Annotated in this window: 14 protein-coding genes; all 14 read right to left on the bottom strand. The window is 35.5% G+C overall.

From position 1 onward, the window contains the following. Positions 1 to 320 precede the first annotated feature (320 nt). The 14 genes from HU235_RS03345 to topA all read right to left on the bottom strand — a co-directional run bounded on the left by HU235_RS03345 (position 321) and on the right by topA (position 19,189). Positions 321 to 4,634: a PolC-type DNA polymerase III gene (locus tag HU235_RS03345; protein WP_370877279.1), complete on the bottom strand. Its 4,314-nt coding sequence runs from the start codon at positions 4,632 to 4,634 to the stop codon at positions 321 to 323. 175 nt (positions 4,635 to 4,809) lie between these two features. Continuing rightward, positions 4,810 to 6,513, bottom strand: a complete 1,704-nt coding sequence (locus tag HU235_RS03340) for a proline--tRNA ligase (protein WP_095298169.1) — start codon at positions 6,511 to 6,513, stop codon at positions 4,810 to 4,812. A 142-nt stretch (positions 6,514 to 6,655) separates the two neighbouring features. Continuing rightward, a complete protein-coding gene (rseP, locus tag HU235_RS03335; protein ID WP_145580945.1) occupies positions 6,656 to 7,915 on the bottom strand; it encodes an RIP metalloprotease RseP in 1,260 nt (419 codons plus the stop codon). Positions 7,916 to 7,930: 15 nt separating this feature from the next. After that, positions 7,931 to 9,082 (bottom strand): 1-deoxy-D-xylulose-5-phosphate reductoisomerase, encoded by a 1,152-nt coding sequence (gene dxr / locus HU235_RS03330; RefSeq protein ID WP_174879342.1) that lies wholly within the window; start codon positions 9,080 to 9,082, stop codon positions 7,931 to 7,933. A 151-nt stretch (positions 9,083 to 9,233) separates the two neighbouring features. Continuing rightward, a complete protein-coding gene (locus tag HU235_RS03325) occupies positions 9,234 to 10,025 on the bottom strand; it encodes a phosphatidate cytidylyltransferase (protein WP_095298174.1) in 792 nt (263 codons plus the stop codon). Between the two features lie 19 nt (positions 10,026 to 10,044). Next, the gene (locus HU235_RS03320) at positions 10,045 to 10,824 is read right to left on the bottom strand and encodes an isoprenyl transferase (protein ID WP_095298176.1); all 780 of its coding nucleotides are present in this window, start codon (positions 10,822 to 10,824) and stop codon (positions 10,045 to 10,047) included. Positions 10,825 to 10,996: 172 nt separating this feature from the next. Further along, on the bottom strand, positions 10,997 to 11,554 hold the full coding sequence (gene frr, locus HU235_RS03315; RefSeq protein ID WP_095298177.1) for a ribosome recycling factor: 558 nt from the start codon (positions 11,552 to 11,554) through the stop codon (positions 10,997 to 10,999). Positions 11,555 to 11,556: 2 nt separating this feature from the next. Then, positions 11,557 to 12,279, bottom strand: coding sequence for a UMP kinase (pyrH, locus tag HU235_RS03310; RefSeq protein ID WP_095298178.1), 723 nt, complete (start codon positions 12,277 to 12,279; stop codon positions 11,557 to 11,559). Positions 12,280 to 12,514: 235 nt separating this feature from the next. Continuing rightward, entirely contained in the window at positions 12,515 to 13,396 is an 882-nt protein-coding gene (tsf, locus tag HU235_RS03305) for a translation elongation factor Ts (protein ID WP_174879341.1), read from the bottom strand. 238 nt (positions 13,397 to 13,634) lie between these two features. Next, the gene (gene rpsB, locus HU235_RS03300) at positions 13,635 to 14,336 is read right to left on the bottom strand and encodes a 30S ribosomal protein S2 (protein WP_095298182.1); all 702 of its coding nucleotides are present in this window, start codon (positions 14,334 to 14,336) and stop codon (positions 13,635 to 13,637) included. A gap of 225 nt (positions 14,337 to 14,561) precedes the next feature. Next, positions 14,562 to 15,086 (bottom strand): hypothetical protein, encoded by a 525-nt coding sequence (locus tag HU235_RS03295; RefSeq protein ID WP_095298184.1) that lies wholly within the window; start codon positions 15,084 to 15,086, stop codon positions 14,562 to 14,564. Positions 15,087 to 15,098: 12 nt separating this feature from the next. After that, entirely contained in the window at positions 15,099 to 15,404 is a 306-nt protein-coding gene (locus HU235_RS03290; protein WP_174879340.1) for a hypothetical protein, read from the bottom strand. A 297-nt stretch (positions 15,405 to 15,701) separates the two neighbouring features. Then, complete coding sequence (trmFO, locus tag HU235_RS03285) at positions 15,702 to 17,009, bottom strand: FADH(2)-oxidizing methylenetetrahydrofolate--tRNA-(uracil(54)-C(5))-methyltransferase TrmFO (RefSeq protein WP_095298251.1); 1,308 nt, start codon at positions 17,007 to 17,009, stop codon at positions 15,702 to 15,704. A gap of 104 nt (positions 17,010 to 17,113) precedes the next feature. Further along, positions 17,114 to 19,189, bottom strand: coding sequence for a type I DNA topoisomerase (gene topA, locus HU235_RS03280; RefSeq protein WP_174879339.1), 2,076 nt, complete (start codon positions 19,187 to 19,189; stop codon positions 17,114 to 17,116). Between the last annotated feature and the right edge of the window lie 149 nt (positions 19,190 to 19,338).

Genomic DNA, 19,338 nt, shown 5'->3' with positions numbered 1-19,338 from the left:
TTTTTAAGACTAGTCGAAATCATCAAGAAATAATCAGCGCTAATTTAGCATTTAATAATATATGAATAAGTAAAATCGGTTTATACTTTTGATTAAATCTTTGCTAGCCTTATATCGTATGTTGCTGAAAAACCCTGCCTTTTGAGCAGGGAATAATATGTACTATACTATCCGAGTGACAAGAGTGATTACAATACGAAAGAGTGGGTTTCCCCACTCTCCTTTTTCTCTGCTTATCGTTAGCATTTCCATTTAAAGCATAACATAACCATAAATTTATTGCAAATATACGGGTAGGTTTAGACTGTTCATTTAAAAGATTAAAACAGTGATAATTGATTTTGATCAGGTAATTCATCCAAACAACCTTGTGCATTAAGATACTCAATGATTGTTTTCGATACCTTTCCACGGCGTTGAAGATCTTCTTTTGATAGAAATTCTCCTTCTTCTCTTGCTTTGACAATGTTAATTGCCGCGTTCGTTCCTAAACCTGGTATCGAATTAAATGGTGGAATTAATGAATTTCCATCAATAATAAATTCATCTGCACTAGATCGATAGAGATTAACCTTTTGGAAGGAATAGCCTCTTTCACACATTTCTAAAGCTAATTCTAATACAGTTAAAAGGTTTTTCTCTTTTGGTGATGCATCTAATCCTTTTGCATTTATTTCTTCAATTTTTGCTCGAATAGGTGTAGAACCTTTTGCCATTGTTTCAATATCAAAATCATCTGCACGGACAGTGAAATATGCCGCATAATAAAGAAGTGGATGATGTACTTTAAACCATGCAATTCTCACTGCCATTAAAACATATGCTGCAGCATGTGCCTTAGGGAACATATACTTAATTTTAAGACATGAATCAATATACCAATCTGGAACATTCTGTTTTTTCATTTCTTCTTCCATTTCATCTGTTAACCCTTTACCTTTACGAACAGATTCCATAATTTTAAATGCAAAGGAAGGTTCCAATCCTTGATAAATTAAGTAAACCATAATGTCGTCACGACAACCTATTACTTCGCTTAATGTACAAATATTATTGTGAATTAATTCTTGTGCATTTCCTAACCAAACATCTGTACCGTGAGATAGTCCTGATATTTGAACAAGTTCAGAAAACGTAGTTGGTTTTGTGTCTTCAAGCATTTGCCGCACAAATCGTGTACCAAATTCAGGTATACCAAGTGTTCCCGTTTTACACATTATCTGCTCTTCTGTGACGCCCAATGACTCGGTCCCACTGAAAATTTTCATTACTTCAGGATCATCGGTAGGAATTGTCTTAGGATCAATACCGCTTAAATCTTGAAGCATGCGGATAACTGTCGGATCGTCGTGTCCTAGAATATCTAATTTTAATAGATTATCATGGATAGAATGGAAATCAAAATGAGTTGTCCGCCATTCTGAACCAGTTGCATCTGCTGGATACTGAATAGGTGAAAAATCATAAATATCCATATAATCAGGAACAACGATAATTCCGCCTGGATGCTGTCCTGTTGTCCGTTTAACACCAGTACAGCCTTGAACTAACCGATCTACTTCTGCACCACGATAGATTAAATTATGGTCATTTGCATATCCTTTTACATATCCATAAGCAGTTTTCTCTGCAACAGTACCGATCGTACCTGCACGATACACATTGTCTTCTCCGAACAATACTTTCGTATAGTTATGTGCAGTAGGTTGGTATTCCCCAGAGAAGTTTAAATCGATATCAGGTACCTTGTCCCCTTTAAACCCAAGGAATGTTTCGAACGGAATATCGTGTCCGTCCTTCTGATATTGCGCTCCACAGTTTGGACATTCCTTATTAGGTAAGTCAAAGCCAGAGCCAACAGAACCATCATTAAAAAATTCAGAGTGTTGACATTCAGGACAAACATAATGAGGTGGCAATGGGTTTACCTCGGTAATTTCCGTCATCGTTGCAACAAATGAGGAGCCGACCGAACCACGAGAGCCTACTAGGTATCCATCATCCAATGATTTTTTTACTAGCTTGTGAGAAATTAAATAGATAACAGCGAAACCATGGCCAATAATACTTTTAAGCTCTTTTTCAAGTCTTGCTTCAACAAGCTCCGGAAGGTTTTCACCATAAATGCTTCTTGCTCGCGAATAACTCATTGCCCGAATTTCCTCATCTGCACCTTCAATTTTCGGTGTATACAAGTCATCCTTAATCGGTTTTATTTCGTCAATCAAGTCCGCGATTTTATTCGTATTTTCAATGACAATTTCTTTTGCTTTTTCAGAACCTAAAAATGCAAAACAATTTAACATCTCATCAGTTGTACGGAAATGTACATTAGGTAATTCATGGCGATTTAGCGGATTTGCCCCACCTTGAGAGCTAATTAATATTTTTCGGTATATTTTATCAACCGGATTTAAATAGTGGACATTACCTGTTGCAACAACAGGCTTATTGAGCTTTTCACCTAATTTTACAATATTAGTCACAATCTCTTTTAAAGCATTTTCATCCTTAATATAGTCCAAATCAATTAAATGATTGTAAACTTCTAAAGGATGGACTTCTAAATAATCATAATACTGTGCAATTTCTTCAACCTCTTCAGGAGATTTTTGCATCATCCCTTCAAAAACTTCCCCTTTATCACAGGCAGAACCAATGATTAAGCCTTCTCGATATTTATTTAACTGTGACCGAGGAATTCGCGGGACTCGATAAAAGTAATTGAGATGCGAAATTGAGACTAGCTTAAATAAATTTTTCAAGCCGATATCATTTTTTGCTAAGACTGTTGCATGATACGGACGAGACCGTTGATACGCATTGCCTTTTCCCATATTGTCATTAAATTGATTATGGTATTCAATGCCTTTTTCTTCGGCATCCTTCAACATTTTAATCAGTAAAAATCCTGTTGCTTCACAGTCATAGATTGCACGGTGATGCTGTGTCAAATCAATATCGAACTTTTTACATAGAGTATTTAACCGGTGGTTTTTTAACTCAGGATATAAAAAGCGTCCAAGTTCCAGCGTATCAATAACTGGATTTTTTGCTTTTTCTTCACCTAAATGCTTTTTAAACCCTACATTTAAGAAGCCCATATCAAAACTTGCATTATGTGCAACTAATATGTCATCACCGATCCACTCTTTAAATTTCGCTAACACCTCATCAACGTTTGGTGCATCTGTAAGCATATCATCAGTAATACCTGTTAAATCAATGATTGTCGCTGATAATGATTGATGTGGATTTGCAAAGGATTCAAATCGATCGATAATTTCGCCGCCACGAACCTTTACGGCAGCTAATTCTATGATTGTGTCATATACTGCTGATAAACCAGTTGTTTCCACGTCAAACACGACATAGGTTTCATCTGCTAACAAACGGTTTGCATCATTGTAGGCAATAGGTACACCATCATCAACTAAATTAATTTCAGCGCCATAGAGAATTTTCACACCATGCTTCTTCCCTGCAGAGTATGCTTCAGGGAATGATTGTGCGACAGCATGATCTGTTAAGGCAATCGCCTTATGCCCCCATTTTTTCGCTTGCTCTACATATTTACTAACTGATGTTACTGCATCCATTTGGCTCATCGGAGAATGAAGATGTAATTCAACGCGTTTTTCCCCTTCTTTTGAACGATCGACCCGTTCATTAGGAGCAATTTCATTAATATCATTCGCGATCATGACTAAATCCCGAACAAAGGTATCGTTTTGAATACTTCCCCGTACTTTTAACCACATACCTTTTTTAACTGCTTGTACGAGCACTGCATCTTCTTTATCTCTAGCAAACATTTTCACTAAAATCGAACTTGTATAGTCAGTAATCTTGAAGGTAAGTAACGTTCTACCACTTCTTAATTCCTTCGTTTCTGCGTCAAATACATATCCTTGAATCGTTGTTCTTCGTTCCTCATCCTCAATAGAAGCGAGCGTGCGTATTTCTTCATCATTTTTAATTGTATAACCTATCGTCAATGGACCAGAGAGCTCTGGTTGAGATTGATCTTCCTTCTCCGCCTTCACCATATCTTCTAATGCTTTAAGTCCCTTTTCTTTATCTTCTTGTCGTTTTAATTCCTGGAACTTTTTAATTTCTTCCTCTGATACAGCAACAGTTGTGTCTAATTGGAAAGCTGGAAAGCCAAATTGCTGGAAGCTCTCTTGAATTAATGAAGCATATTTTCTCTTAATTGTCATTGCTTCTGTATCATTTTTCGTTTTAACAATAACTTTAACACCTTGTACCGTTGGAACTTGCTCATTTAATAGCGATAGCATTGGTGGTGAAATCCCATCCAACTGGCTAATACAAATTGACCAATAATCTCTGACAAGCTTTTCATCAAATATTGCTTCCTTCGTTTCGATTGAAAAGGTCACTTCTGCAATATGAGAAAATGCTTTTATTAGTCTTGTCTGAAATAATTGAAATACGTCAAAAGGTAAAATTCTTTCAAATTGAAAATGGAAATGCCACTTTTTACTTTGTTTATGAACAGTTAATTTTGCAATTAAACCATTTTTAAAGTGAACGACAGCAGCATCCTCTGTTAGATTAATTTGCTGGAGGAGTAACTGCATTCTCTCTTTTTGATTTATTTCTACGTCCATCATATTCCCCTCTCTCCACTTTCTTTTCCCCAATGGAAATAGAGTTCACAAAGAGAAAAGGCTGCCTCATTTTGATAAACAAAACCTAAAAAGGTTTGTCCATTTTCTTCGAGTCAGCCTCTCTCGTTTATTCTAAAATTATTTTAACATGGTTTGTCTGTTACTGTAACCTTTTTTAGTTTCCAAGTATTTGCTTAATCTTTTCTGATAATTCAGCTACTGGAATATCAAAAGCTTCACCAGTTTTACGAACCTTTACCTCGACAATACCTTCTGCAGCCTTTTTGCCAACTGTTACACGAATTGGTATACCAATTAAATCTGAATCAGCAAATTTAACACCTGCACGCTCTTTTCGATCATCAATGAGAACTTCATATCCTTGGTCATAAAATTGCTTATAAAGTTTTTCGGCTAAATCCTTTTGCGTATCATCCTTCACATTTACAGGAATCACATGTAATTGGAATGGAGCAACCGTTAATGGCCAAACGATTCCATTTTCATCATGATTTTGTTCAATTATTGCTGCTAATGTTCTAGAAACACCAATTCCATAGCAGCCCATAATCATTGGCTGTGTGCGGCCATTTTCATCAAGGAAAGTTGCATTCATCGCTTCACTGTATCTCGTACCAAGCTTAAATACATGACCAACCTCGATCCCTTTAGCAAATTTGATTCTTCCTTCTCCATCAGGTGATTTGTCCCCTTCTTGAATGAAACGCAAATCAGCAAACTGAGTTATATTTGCATCTCGCTCAACATTCACACCTTTATAATGATACCCTTCCTCATTTGCTCCACAAATGCCGTTAACAATAGCTGCAACTGCATGATCAGCGATAACCTCAATATTCTCAGGGACATTAATTGGGCCAATAAAACCATGTACACAATGTAAATTAGCTAATGTTTCTTCAGCAGTTGCTAATTCAACAACAGAAGCACCATATAAGTTCTTTACCTTAATGTCATTTACGTCATGATCACCGCGAACTAATACTAATACAAAGCGATCATCAACAGAGAATAAAATAGATTTTATGCATTTTTCTTTCGGTACGTTTAAATAACTTGAAATTTCTTCAATTGATTTTTGATTTGGTGTTGCTATTTTTTCTAAATCTGAAATCTCTTCCACGCTTTTTTCGTATGTTTCAACAACTGGCGCCATTTCGATATTAGCAGCATATTGGGACGTATCAGAATATGCGATCGTGTCCTCACCGATATCAGAAAGCACCATAAACTCATGTGTATCCTTACCGCCCATTGCACCAGAATCCGCAATAACCGCTCGGAAATCTAGACCACATCTTGAAAAAATATTTTGATATGCATCAAACATTTTTTGATAGCCTTCATCTAAGCTTTCAAACGTATCATGAAAGGAATAAGCATCTTTCATAATAAATTCACGGCCACGTAAAACTCCGAAGCGTGGGCGTTTTTCATCTCTAAATTTTGTTTGAATTTGATAAAGAGCTAGAGGTAATCGCTTATATGATTTTACTTCATCTCTAACAAGGCTTGTAATTACTTCCTCATGAGTTGCACCTAGAGCAAATTCTCGACCATGGCGATCCTTTAGTCTCATTAGTTCTGGTCCATATGAATACCAGCGACCTGATTCTTGCCATAATTCTGATTGTTGAAGTGCAGGCATAAATAGCTCTGATGCTCCCGCTCTCTCCATTTCTTCACGGACAATTTGTTCGATTTTCTTTAATACCTTTTGCGCTAATGGCAAGTAACTGTAGACACCACTAGTATTTTGTCTTATGTATCCTGCACGCAGCATTAACTGATGGCTTTTCACCTCTGCATCAGCTGGAACTTCCCTTAGAGTTGGAATAAATGTCATACTTTGTTTCATATCGAGCACCTCTATTATATTTTAAACTCTTCATTTAGTTGTTAGACTTAAATCAGTGGAGGTTACCTGTTCCTCCACTGATTGATTATAATATGGATTTTTCATTATAGATGATCACGGTATTAAAAATGATAATCAGAAATTATAGAAACAATCGTTGAATATCATTCCATGTTACAACAAGCATTAACAGCATTAGTAGTGAAAACCCAATAAAATGAACAATTCCTTCTTTTTGCCGATCAATTGGTTTTCCTCTTAACCCTTCGATGATTAAGAATAACAGTCGTCCGCCATCCAATGCTGGGATTGGCAATAAATTGACGATTCCAAGGTTAATACTAAGCAATGCAGCCCAGCGAAGTAAATTGATCGTACCGGAATCTGCTACTTGGTCTGTCATATCATAAATACCAACAGGGCCTGATAACATATCAATTGAGAATTGTCCGGTAATAAGCTTACCAAAACCGACTAATATTTCTTTCGTCCATGTATACGTTTCAACAAATCCATACTTAATTGAACTTAAAAATGACTTGTCAACAGGGTTATATGCACCAATTCTCCCGATTGTTTCTTCTCCTACTTTAGCAGACTCTGGAACAACCTCTACAGACAGAATTTCCTTTCCACGTTCAACTTCAAAGGTTAATTCTTTTTCTGGATTATCACGAATGATTGAGACAACCTCTTCCCATTTTGCTGTAGGTTGTCCTTCAATCGAGTGGATAATATCTCCTTCCTGTAATCCTGCTTCTTTAGCAGCACCGTCATCTGTTAACTGACCTAATCGAGGGTCATTAACCGGTGCACCTTGAATTAAGCCTAATGTGAACAAAATGACAAATGCTAAAATAAAGTTCATCATCGGCCCTGCAAAAATAGCTGCAATTCTTTGTCCAACAGTTTTCGATTGGAATTGGCGATTATAAGGGGCAATTTGAACTTCTTGACCATCAACAATAAAGAACGATGTTTCACTTACATCAAACCGTTTAAGAAAGTCCTCTTCACCATGCTCATACCCGGAAATAAACATGTTATGTTCTAAATCTACATTCTCAACTTCAATAATTCGTGCTTGTGGATATTTTTCTTTATTATTTAAGATAATCTTTTCGACCTTATTTTCATCATTAAAAAGTAATCCGACATTATGACCTGGTTTTACCTCAATTACTTCTGGATCTTCCCCAGCCATTCTTACAAATCCACCAATCGGTAGTAAACGAATTGTATAGACTGTTTCATTTTTCTTGAATGATAAAATTTTAGGTCCAAAACCAATTGCAAATTCTCTACATAAAATACCAGCTCGATTTGCAAATATTAAATGGCCTAACTCATGGAAAAATACTAGAGCTCCAAAGATCAGGATAAATGCTATCACCGTATTCATTTTGTATGACCACCTTTATGAGATTAATGTTTGTACAAATCTACGTGTTAGCTTATCTACTTCTTGAATTTGCTCTAAACTAGGAAGAGCAATATTTTCATGTTTTTCAAGAGATGTTTCAATCAGATTTTCAATATGCAGAAAGCTTATTTTACCTTTTAAAAACGCTGCAACAGCTTCTTCATTTGCTGCGTTTAATACAGTAGGCATTGTACCTCCTATTTTACCTGATTCATATGCATATTGTAAGCAACGAAACCTACTAAAATCTGCCTTTTCAAAATGTAATTGTCCGATTTCCGATAGATCAAGTCGTTTACCGTGCATTAATGGTAATCGATTAGGATATGTTAGCGCATATTGAATTGGAACTCTCATATCAGGTGTTCCGAGTTGTGCAATGATGCTATGATCCTGGAACTCAACTAAAGAATGGATAATGCTTTCTTTATGTAAAAGTACATCAATTTTTTCATATGGCATATTAAAAAGCCAGTGAGCTTCTATTACTTCTAGTCCTTTATTCATCATCGTCGCTGAATCTATTGTGATTTTTGCTCCCATTGACCAATTAGGGTGATTCAAAGCTTGCTCGACTGTAACGCCTTCTAATTCAGCTCTCGTTTTATCTCGAAAGCTACCACCTGAGGCTGTAACGATTAGTCTTTCAATCGACTTTTCGTTCTCCCCTTGCAAACATTGAAAAATTGCTGAGTGCTCACTATCTACAGGCAAAATCGAAACATTATGTTTCTTTGCTAGCTCAGTCACAATATGACCAGCAGTTACAAGTGTCTCCTTGTTAGCAAGTGCAATCGTTATGTTATTCTCAATTGCTCTTAATGTCGGAATTAATCCAACACTTCCAACAACAGCATTAACAAGTACATCAACACCATCATAAATCGCTGCCTCTATCAGCCCTTCTTCTCCATAATGAAATGAAATCTCTTCCTTAGTAAACGTATCTTTCAATATGTCATATGTGGCTTTATCTTTTACTGAAACGAATTTAGGATGAAATTTGTTAATGATCTCAATGCCTTTTTGATAGTTCGTACCAAATGACATAGAAACGAGCTTAAATTCATTTGGATGGGAAGCAATAACATCTAACGTTTGTATGCCTATCGAACCTGTGGCACCTAATAAACTTATATTTTTCAATTATTTCCTCACGTCCAATCAATCCTCATTTCTACCTAATTAAAGGTTAGAGATGAGATTCTTCATTTTGCTTCAATAAAGGTTTGTTTTTTATATGCTACTTGCAAGATTAACCATCGAGAAAAGCAATTTATTTTCAAATTCTCAATAGTTAAAAAAGAATCCTTAGAAAATGTAAAATTGGTAAAACAAATAATAAGCTGTCAAATCTATCTAATATTCCACCATGTCCAGGAAGAATTTTCCCTGAGTCTTTCACTTGGTATTGACGTTTCAATGCCGATTCAACTAAATCACCAATTTGTCCAAAAATTGATAAAAAGATTGTAATAAACGTAATCGTTACATAATTGTCAAGAACACCTGTGAAGGCGTGATAGATCCAAGAAAAGATAACCGCGAATAAAACTCCGCCTAATGCACCTTCAACTGTTTTATTAGGGCTTATTTCCGGCCATAGCTTTCTTTTCCCCATTGCACGGCCAACAAAATAGGCACCAGAATCAGTTACCCATATCAATATTAATGCATAAAAAACAAGTTCTAGACCACCTGGAGATAAATTTCTCGTTTCAATAAGAAAGTAAAAGCCTATCCCTAAATAAAAAATAGCGATGGCAAGAAAGCCAACATCATCAAAAGTGAATTTGTTTTTTGTTACTACTGTGTAAGTAAGTAGTAGTAATAATGCAATCAAGGCAAATTCAGCTTTTGAAAATGTGAAATCCTTTAAATATGTTGAAGGGAGTAAAAGCACCCATAGGATAATTAAGCTGACAACACCCGGAATGCTCGCTAATGAGATTTTTTTCATTTTTAATAATTCATATAAAGCAATTGTCCCTAATAAATAAACAAATAGTGTAAAGGGTAGCCTCCCATATATAACAAATGGTAGAAAAATAGCTGCAGCTATTACTGCAGTAAGTATACGTTGTTTCATATCTTTATTTCATCACCTTTTATACGCCACCAAATCTGCGCCCTCTTTGTTGATAAGTGTGAATAGCTTGTAGTAAATTTTGTTCATTAAAATCCGGCCATAAAATATCTGTAAACCAAAATTCAGAATATGCCAGCTGCCATAACATAAAATTACTTAGCCTAATTTCACCACTTGTTCGGATTAACAAGTCAGGATCCTTCAATGACTGAGTCATTAAATAATTAGAAAAAACAGATTCATCAAGCTCATTTTCGTTAATCGATCCATCTTTTATATCTTGAACGATTTGTTGAACAGCTGTTACGATTTCAGCTCGACTCCCGTAATTCAAAGCAAAGTTTAAGATTAAACCAGTATTATTATCCGTATCTTTTATTGCTTTATTTACAGCTCTTAAAGTATGAGGCGGTAATTTATGTTTATCACCGATAATTCGAACTTGAACATTTTCCTCAATAAGTTCAGGTAAATAAGTGTTTAAAAATTCCTCGGGTAGTTTCATAATATAGTCTACCTCTGTTTTTGGCCTTTTCCAATTTTCTGTCGAGAAAGCATATAGGGTAAGTACTTTAACACCTAATTCGTTTGCTTGTTTCGTCACTTTGCGAACAACCTTCATCCCTTCATGGTGACCCGCTATTCTTGGAAGAGCTCGTTTCTTGGCCCACCTTCCATTACCGTCCATTATGATCGCGATATGTTCAGGTATTTCACCTTTTAAAACATCCTCTTTTTCAATTCTATCTTCATCTGTGGTTTGAGGATTATCTTTCCACCTTTTAAATAAATTGATCATGTGACTCCTCCATCACCCGTTAACAGTATTAACAAAAAAACCCCCTGTAAACATTAGAGGGTCTTCACATATTCTATTGTACCTATTTTTTAATCATTAGGAAACTATATTTTTCCTATAGTAAGAATTAGCAAAGCTCACCAAGATATATTTAGGTACACTTTTTTAAAGATTAAACTTCCATGATCTCTTTTTCTTTATCTTTAGCAACATTATCAATTTTTACAATAAACTCATCTGTTAGCTTTTGAACATTATCCGTATTACTTCTTAATTCATCTTCTGTAATTTCACCGTTTTTTTCTAATTTCTTTAATTCATCGTTTCCATCGCGTCTAATATTTCGGATCGCTACTTTTGCTTCCTCAGCATATTTTTTTACGAGCTTAACTAAATCTTTACGGCGTTCCTCTGTAAGTGCAGGAATCGATAAACGAATAATAGAACCATCATTTGCAGGTGTTAAGCCTAAATCTGATTTTAAAATAGCTTTCTCAATTTCGCCTAAAACAGTTTTATCATAAGGTTGAATAACAAGCATTCTTGCTTCAGGAACGCTAATTGATGCCAATTGATTTACCGGTGTAGGTGCACCATAATAATCAACTGAAATTTTATCTAATAAATTCGCACTAGCTCTCCCTGCACGAACTGAAGCTAATTCACGACTAAGTGCAGAAACCGCTTTTTCCATTTTTTCTTTTGTTTGATTAAGTACTTGTTTAGCCAAGGTTATTTCCCCCTAACGATTGTTCCAATATTTTCGCCTGTAACAGCACGTTTAATGTTACCTTCTTCCATAATCGAGAAAACAATTAAAGGTATATCATTATCCATACATAAAGAGGAAGCCGTTGAATCCATAACAGCTAAACCTTCTTTAAGGACATCTAAATAAGATAATGTTTCATATTTAACTGCATCCTTATCGATACGTGGGTCAGCGCTATAAACACCATCAACATTATTTTTAGCCATTAAAATAACATCTGCTTCAATTTCTGCTGCTCGTAATGCAGCAGTTGTATCAGTTGAAAAGTAAGGATTTCCAGTACCTGCAGCAAAAATGACGACACGTTTTTTCTCAAGATGACGAATTGCTTTTCTTCTTATGTAAGGTTCAGCTACCTGTCTCATTTCAATCGAAGTTTGTACACGTGTTTGAATCCCTTGAGTTTCTAAGCTATCCTGTAAAGCAAGAGAATTCATTACAGTTGCTAGCATCCCCATATAGTCAGCTGTAGCACGGTCCATACCCATTTCACTACCTATTTTCCCTCGCCAAATATTACCTCCACCAACAACAACTGCTACCTCAACACCAAGCTCAGCAATTTCCTTCACTTGTTTAGCAATTGATTGGATAACCGTTGGATTAATTCCGAAGCCATTATCACCTGCAAGTGCTTCTCCACTTAGTTTTAATACAATACGTTGATATTTAGGATTACTCATAACTACCTCCAACTCAGTTTCCATACAATTCACCCATATTAAATGGTGAAAATCATAATAGGAACAAGTCTACATCTTCGTTTATAAACAGAATGTAGCTAAACAGTTTCTTGAACCTATACTTGAAATATCTTACCTTTTAAAGAAGGGAACACAACAAGTGTTCCCTTTTCCATTTTAAGTCAATTATAATAGAAGCAGATCCTTAATCCACTCCTATTTTTTATAGGAGTAATTATTTTTTCACTTGACTCATAACTTCTTCAGCAAAGTTATCTTGTTTCTTTTCAATACCTTCTCCTACTTCATAGCGGATAAATGTTTTAACAGTTGCACCTTTAGATTGAACAAATTGCTTAACTTTTTGGTCTGGATTTTTAACGAAGCTTTGATCCAATAAACAAATATCCTCAAAATATTTGCCTAAACGTCCTTCAACCATTTTCGCTACAATATTTTCTGGTTTACCTTCGTTTAATGCTTGTTCTGTTAAAATTTTACGCTCATGTTCAGCTTCTTCAGCAGAAACTTGGTCACGTGAAATATACTTTGGATTTACAGCAGCAACATGCATTGCAACATCTTTTGCAGCATCTTCTTCTGTAGTTCCTTCTAATAATGTAAGAACACCGATTCGTCCACCCATATGTAAATAAGCACCGAACGCATCATTATCAGATTTAGTTACAACTGTAAAACGACGAAGAGTGATTTTCTCACCGATTTTTGCGATTGCAGAATTAATATGTTCTTCAACAGTTGAGCCATTTTCCATTGTTTCAGCAAGAGCTGCTTCAACAGTAGCAGGCTTTTTAGTAAGTAGGAAATCTGCAAGTCCATTGATTAATTCTTTGAATCCTTCGTTTTTCGCAACGAAGTCAGTTTCAGAGTTAACTTCTAAAATAACAGCTTCATTTCCTTCAACTTTAACTAAAGTTGAACCTTCAGCAGCAATACGGTCTGCCTTTTTCGCTGCCTTTGCAATACCTTTTTCACGTAGGTAATCAATCGCTTTGTCCATATCTCCGTTTGTTTCAGTTAACGCTTTTTTACAATCCATCATTCCAGCGCCAGTTTTTTCACGTAGTTCTTTTACCATTTGTGCAGTTACTGCCATAACGGTATTCCTCCTTAAGGTCAATTAATATAATGATTGTTTTTACTAAAATGTTCGGTGTTCATCAAGGAGCTTGATGGTCCATTCATAAGATACTTAATAATTTAAGGAAAAACCCTTCTATTATTAACTGTCTTATGCAATTTAATAACCATCTTACATAGCTGCCTTTATTCTGTATGTAATATGCTTAAAAAAAGGTGATAAAAGGCCAATTCCCCTTATCACCTTTTGCACATTAAGCAGGTGTTGTTTCTTCACCTTGTTTAGATTCTAAAATTGCATCTGCAATTTTTGCAGTTAGAAGCTTAACAGCGCGAATAGCATCATCATTTGCAGGAATTACGTAATCAATTTCATCCGGATCACAGTTTGTATCAACGATACCAACGATTGGGATATTTAATTTACGTGCTTCTGCAACAGCGATACGCTCTTTACGAGGATCGATAATAAATAATGCATCTGGTAATTGCTTCATGTCTTTAATTCCGCCTAGGAATTTTTCAAGACGCTCAAGCTCTTTTTTAAGTTGAACAACTTCTTTTTTAGGAAGAACTTCGAAAGTACCATCTTCTTGCATTCTTTGAATATCTTTTAAACGTTTAATACGCTTTTGGATTGTTTCAAAGTTAGTTAATGTACCACCTAACCAACGTTGGTTTACGTAGTACATTCCTGAACGTTCAGCTTCTTCCTTCACTGAATCTTGCGCTTGTTTTTTCGTACCAACGAAAAGAATAGTACCACCTTCAGCTCCAAGCTCTTTAACAAACTTGTATGCTTCTTCAACCTTTTTTACAGTCTTTTGAAGGTCGATAATATAAATTCCGTTACGCTCAGTAAAGATGTAACGTTTCATTTTTGGGTTCCAACGGCGTGTTTGATGACCGAAGTGAACACCAGCTTCAAGCAATTGTTTCATTGAAATAACTGACATGTGTATTTCCTCCTAATGGTTTTATTCTCCTCCGCTTATATCATCTTTAACCATAACTGTAAAAACAGCACCAATGATTAAATCTATAAGCGTGTGTATTAACACCAAAAAATAATATACCATATCAAAATACGACAATCAAGGTTAAAGTTAAACTTCTTTCGATTTGCTTTTAAATCATTGAGAATTCAACTCTAGATAATATAGTTACTATTTGTTTTTCCCTTACCGAGATTGTCGAAACTTCACTAATAATTCGATTTCAGTTTTCCCTTTGTTTAATTTTTTTGCAATCTGTTCGACAGTATAACCATTTTTATAAAGATTTATTGCTTCAACTTCAAATGGTAGATCTTCTTTTTGCATAGGATGATTGATTTCGATGACATCCTCAATTTCATCAATTCCATTGATGTAATCTGGTAGCTCATCATTTGAAGCACCATCATTCTTCTCTAATTGCATTTTTAAACCACTATCCAACTTTAAGTGATTTTCTAATTGTGAGTCATTTTTTTCAGTATCAGGTACGTTATCTCTAGTAGCTTTCGTCAACTCGTTAATTAGTCGTTCATTTTCATCTTTCATTTCAATTAAAAAGCTAGTCATCGAGTTTTCTGCTTCTTCCAATAATGAGCTCTGTGAATCTGCAAGTTTTTTTATCGTTGCATATTTCGTATATAGGACAACAATAAAATAAAACGCAACGATATGTAATAGTAGACTAATTAATAGTAGAAATGTATTCATAGACAACCTCTCTTACCCGAAGAAATCAATCGTTTTCCCTTTATATGGATGGCTTTCAATTTCAGATTGTTTTTCATTCTTTTCGTTCTTTTCCTGCTGTTGGTGTTCTTGTTGATTTTTCTTATCTCTTTTTAATTTCAATTTAGCACTACTACTATTTTCTGGTACCTTTGATCTTTTTATGTCAGTTTCTTTATTTATCGTATGTGCTAATTGATCATGAACAAGCTGACTTCTTTGGTTTAACTGTTCTTGAATTTTTCCAGCATCGTGTGTACGTGGAAGAGCAATCTGCATTTCAATATTTTTCAAACTCAAGAATGTTCACTCCTTTTGAAAGCTTCGCCGCAACGTCTACAAATGTTTCCATCTATTAGTATAAACCATTAATTTTTTAAAAGGCCCTTTATATAGAATTTGTATATAGCGAGAAGGAAATTCTGAGCTGATATGCGAATCTCCTCCAAAGATCAAGAAGTGTATATTGTGAGTAATTTTTCTCAATTTGTAAATATTCTATGAAGAAATTTAAACAAACGTTAACATTTTTCATATAAACACCTCACAAGGGCTACTAAATGTTATCATAACTTTAGTAGCCCTTGCAAATGGTTTCTATATATTTTTCGAAATTTTTCGAATTGTTTCTAACGCTCGATTGGCATGCATTTCATTTCGTTCTTTTTTACTTTTTATTCTAACCGGTAGATCTGCAAAAATACCAAAGTTCGCATTCATCGGTTGAAAATTATCTGCATTTGTATTCGTAATATAGTGTGCCATACTTCCGATTGCAGTTTCATTTGAAAATTTAATTAGCTCTTTACCTTGGACAAGATGAGCAGCATTTAAGCCTGCAACAAGACCTGAAGCAGCTGATTCAACATATCCTTCAACACCTGTCATTTGTCCTGCAAAAAATAAATCATCGCGATTTTTATATTGATATGTCGGGTTCAATAGTCTTGGTGAGTTAATAAATGTATTTCGATGCATAACCCCATAGCGAACGATTTCTGCATTTTCTAACCCCGGAATAAGGGAAAGCACTTCCTTTTGTGGTCCCCATTTTAAATGAGTTTGAAATCCTACTATATTATATAAAGTACCAGCAGCATCATCCTGGCGCAATTGAACCACTGCATATGGTCTTTTCCCTGTTTTTGGATCCTCTAAACCAACTGGCTTTAATGGGCCAAAAAGCATCGTTTTTCTCCCTCTTTGTGCCATCACTTCAATCGGCATGCAGCCCTCGAAGAAAATTTCCTTTTCAAATTCCTTTAATGGCACAGTTTCCGCAGAAATTAACGCTTCATAAAAACGATCAAATTCTTCCTCTGTCATTGGACAATTTAAATATGCTGCTTCTCCCTTATCATAGCGGGATTTTAAATAAACCTTGTCCATATCGATGCTGTCTTTTTCAATAATTGGTGCTGCTGCATCATAAAAGTAAAGATATTCTTCTCCAGTTAATGCTTGTAGCTGCTCTGACAAACGTTTTGAAGTAAGTGGTCCTGTTGCAATAATTGTCGGACCTGATGGGATTTCCCCAACTTCCTCATTGATGACTGTAACATTCGGGTGACCCTTCACTAATTCTGTTACTTTAGCTGCAAACTCGTGTCGATCAACTGCTAACGCACCACCAGCAGGTACCGCACATTCATCAGCAGCCTTAATGATAACTGAATCTAATATTCTCATTTCTTCTTTTAATACACCAACAGCATTTGTTAACGTATTTGCTCTTAATGAATTACTGCATACAAGTTCTGCAAATTTATCAGTATGGTGAGCAGGCGTTTGTTTAACAGGTCGCATTTCAAACAAATTGACTTGAATCCCTCGTTTAGCTAACTGCCATGCTGCTTCACTTCCAGCTAATCCGGCCCCTATTACATTTACTGCTTGATTATTCATCTGTCATTTCCCTCCATGTTAAAAATCAAAAAATCACTCTGTTAAAAATTCTTGCATTCATCGCGTTATTATAATGATAAAGAGGTGAGCTAAATTCCGCTCACCTACTTTTGTTGTTCTTCCTTATAATCACATTCTACACATTGTACTTGTACGCCTTTTTTCAGCTTTTTCTCGACAAGCATATGATTACATTTTGGACAACTTCTTGGTACTGGTTTATCCCATGAAAGGAATTCACATTCTGGATACCTGCTACATCCATAGAATATTCTACGTTTTTTTGTTTTTCGTTCAACAATTGTGCCTTCTTTACAACTAGGACATTGAACACCGATGTCCTTTACAATTGGTTTCGTATTGCGACAATCGGGAAAATTAGAGCACGCCATGAACTTACCAAATCTCCCCATTTTGAACACCATAGGATGGCCACATTCTTCACAATCTACACCAGCAGGTTCATCTTTAATCTCAATTTTCTCCATTTCATTTTCTGCTTTTTCAAGTCGTGGAGAAAAATCCTTATAGAAATCATCGATAATTTTTATCCATTCAATGTTGCCTTCCTCTACTTCATCAAGACTGCTTTCCATGTTTGCAGTGAATTCAACATTAATAATTTCTGGAAAAAACTCCATCATGAGCTCTGAAACAATTTCTCCTAGCTCCGTTGGAACAAACCGTTTATTATCAAGGGCAACATAGCCTCTTTTTTGAATCGTATCTAATGTTGGTGCATATGTTGATGGACGACCAATCCCTAATTCCTCAAGTGTCTTTACTAGCCTTGCCTCTGTATAACGTGGTGGCGGTTGGGTAAAGTGTTGGGCAGGTTCAATATCTTTTGAAAAAACTTCATCGCCTTCCTTTAAATCTGGCAACAATCTGTCCCTTTCTTCAACTTGGTCATCGCTTCCTTCTACATACACCTTCATAAAGCCAGGAAACTTAATTTTTGAACCAGTAGCTCTAAACAACACACCATTATTAGTAAGGTCAACACTCATCGTATCCAAAACTGCTGATGCCATTTGGCTAGCAACAAAGCGTTCCCAAATTAATTTGTATAAACGAAATTGATCTCTGCTAAGAAATTCTTTCACTACAGCTGGCTCTCGTAATGTTGACGTTGGGCGAATAGCCTCATGAGCATCCTGTGCGTTTGAATTTTTCTTTGCAGTCTTTGTTTTAGCGCCTAAAAATTCTTCACCAAACTTTTCATTAATAAAGCTAGAAGCCTCTGCTTGAGCAGTTTCAGATATTCTCGTAGAATCCGTTCTCATATAAGTAATTAAACCAACAGTACCATCTTTTCCTAAATCTATTCCTTCATAGAGCTGTTGAGCAATCATCATAGTTTTCTTTGCTCTAAAATTTAATTTTCTCGCTGCCTCTTGCTGGAGAGTTGATGTTGTAAAAGGAACAGCTGGATTTCTTTTTCGTTCTTTTTTCGTTACCTTTTCAACGGTAAATTTATTTCCGCTAATTTCTTTTAAGATTGAATTTACTTCTTCTTCAGAACTTAATTCTCTCTTTTCACCCTTTACTCCATAAAAGGATGCTTCAAATTCCTTTTGCCCTTTTAAAAACTGTCCATCAATTGACCAATACTCTTCAGGGACAAATGCTTTTATCTCTTTCTCTCTATCAATAATAAGTCTTACAGCTACAGATTGGACACGCCCAGCACTTAATCCTTTTTTCACTTTCTTCCATAAAATAGGACTAATTTTATACCCTACTAAACGGTCAAGAACTCTACGCGCTTGCTGTGCATCAACGAGATCTTTATTAATAGACCGTGGATGTTTAAATGATTCTTTAATTGCATCCTTTGTAATTTCGTTGAAAACTACTCGACAATCAGAATTTACGTCTAAATCTAAACTATGCGCTAAATGCCAAGCGATAGCTTCTCCTTCTCTGTCGGGGTCGGCTGCTAGAAAAACTTTTTTCGCTTTCTTTGCGGCTGTTTTCAGTTCTTTCAGCACAGACCCTTTTCCTCTAATCGTAATATACTTCGGTTCAAAGTTTTGTTCTACATCTACACCTATCTGACTTTTAGGTAAATCCCGAACATGTCCCATCGAAGCCTTTACTTTATATTTTTTTCCTAAATACCGTTCAATTGTTTTCGCCTTTGCAGGTGACTCCACAATGACTAAATAATCCGCCATACATAATGTCCTCCTTAAGAGGTATTCTCTCTTTTATTTCTTTATCTATATTTATTAAAAGATTAAATGAATGTGATTTTATTTTTACTTATTTTTCTTCTTATTAAAACTATTTTTTCATTTAAGTCTTCCATTGACCTCTAAAAAGG

Origin of the sequence: Metabacillus niabensis, from assembly GCF_902829255.1 — a bacterium.
GTDB lineage: Bacteria > Bacillota > Bacilli > Bacillales > Bacillaceae > Metabacillus > Metabacillus niabensis.
This window is presented reverse-complemented; position numbering and strand designations above follow the sequence as displayed.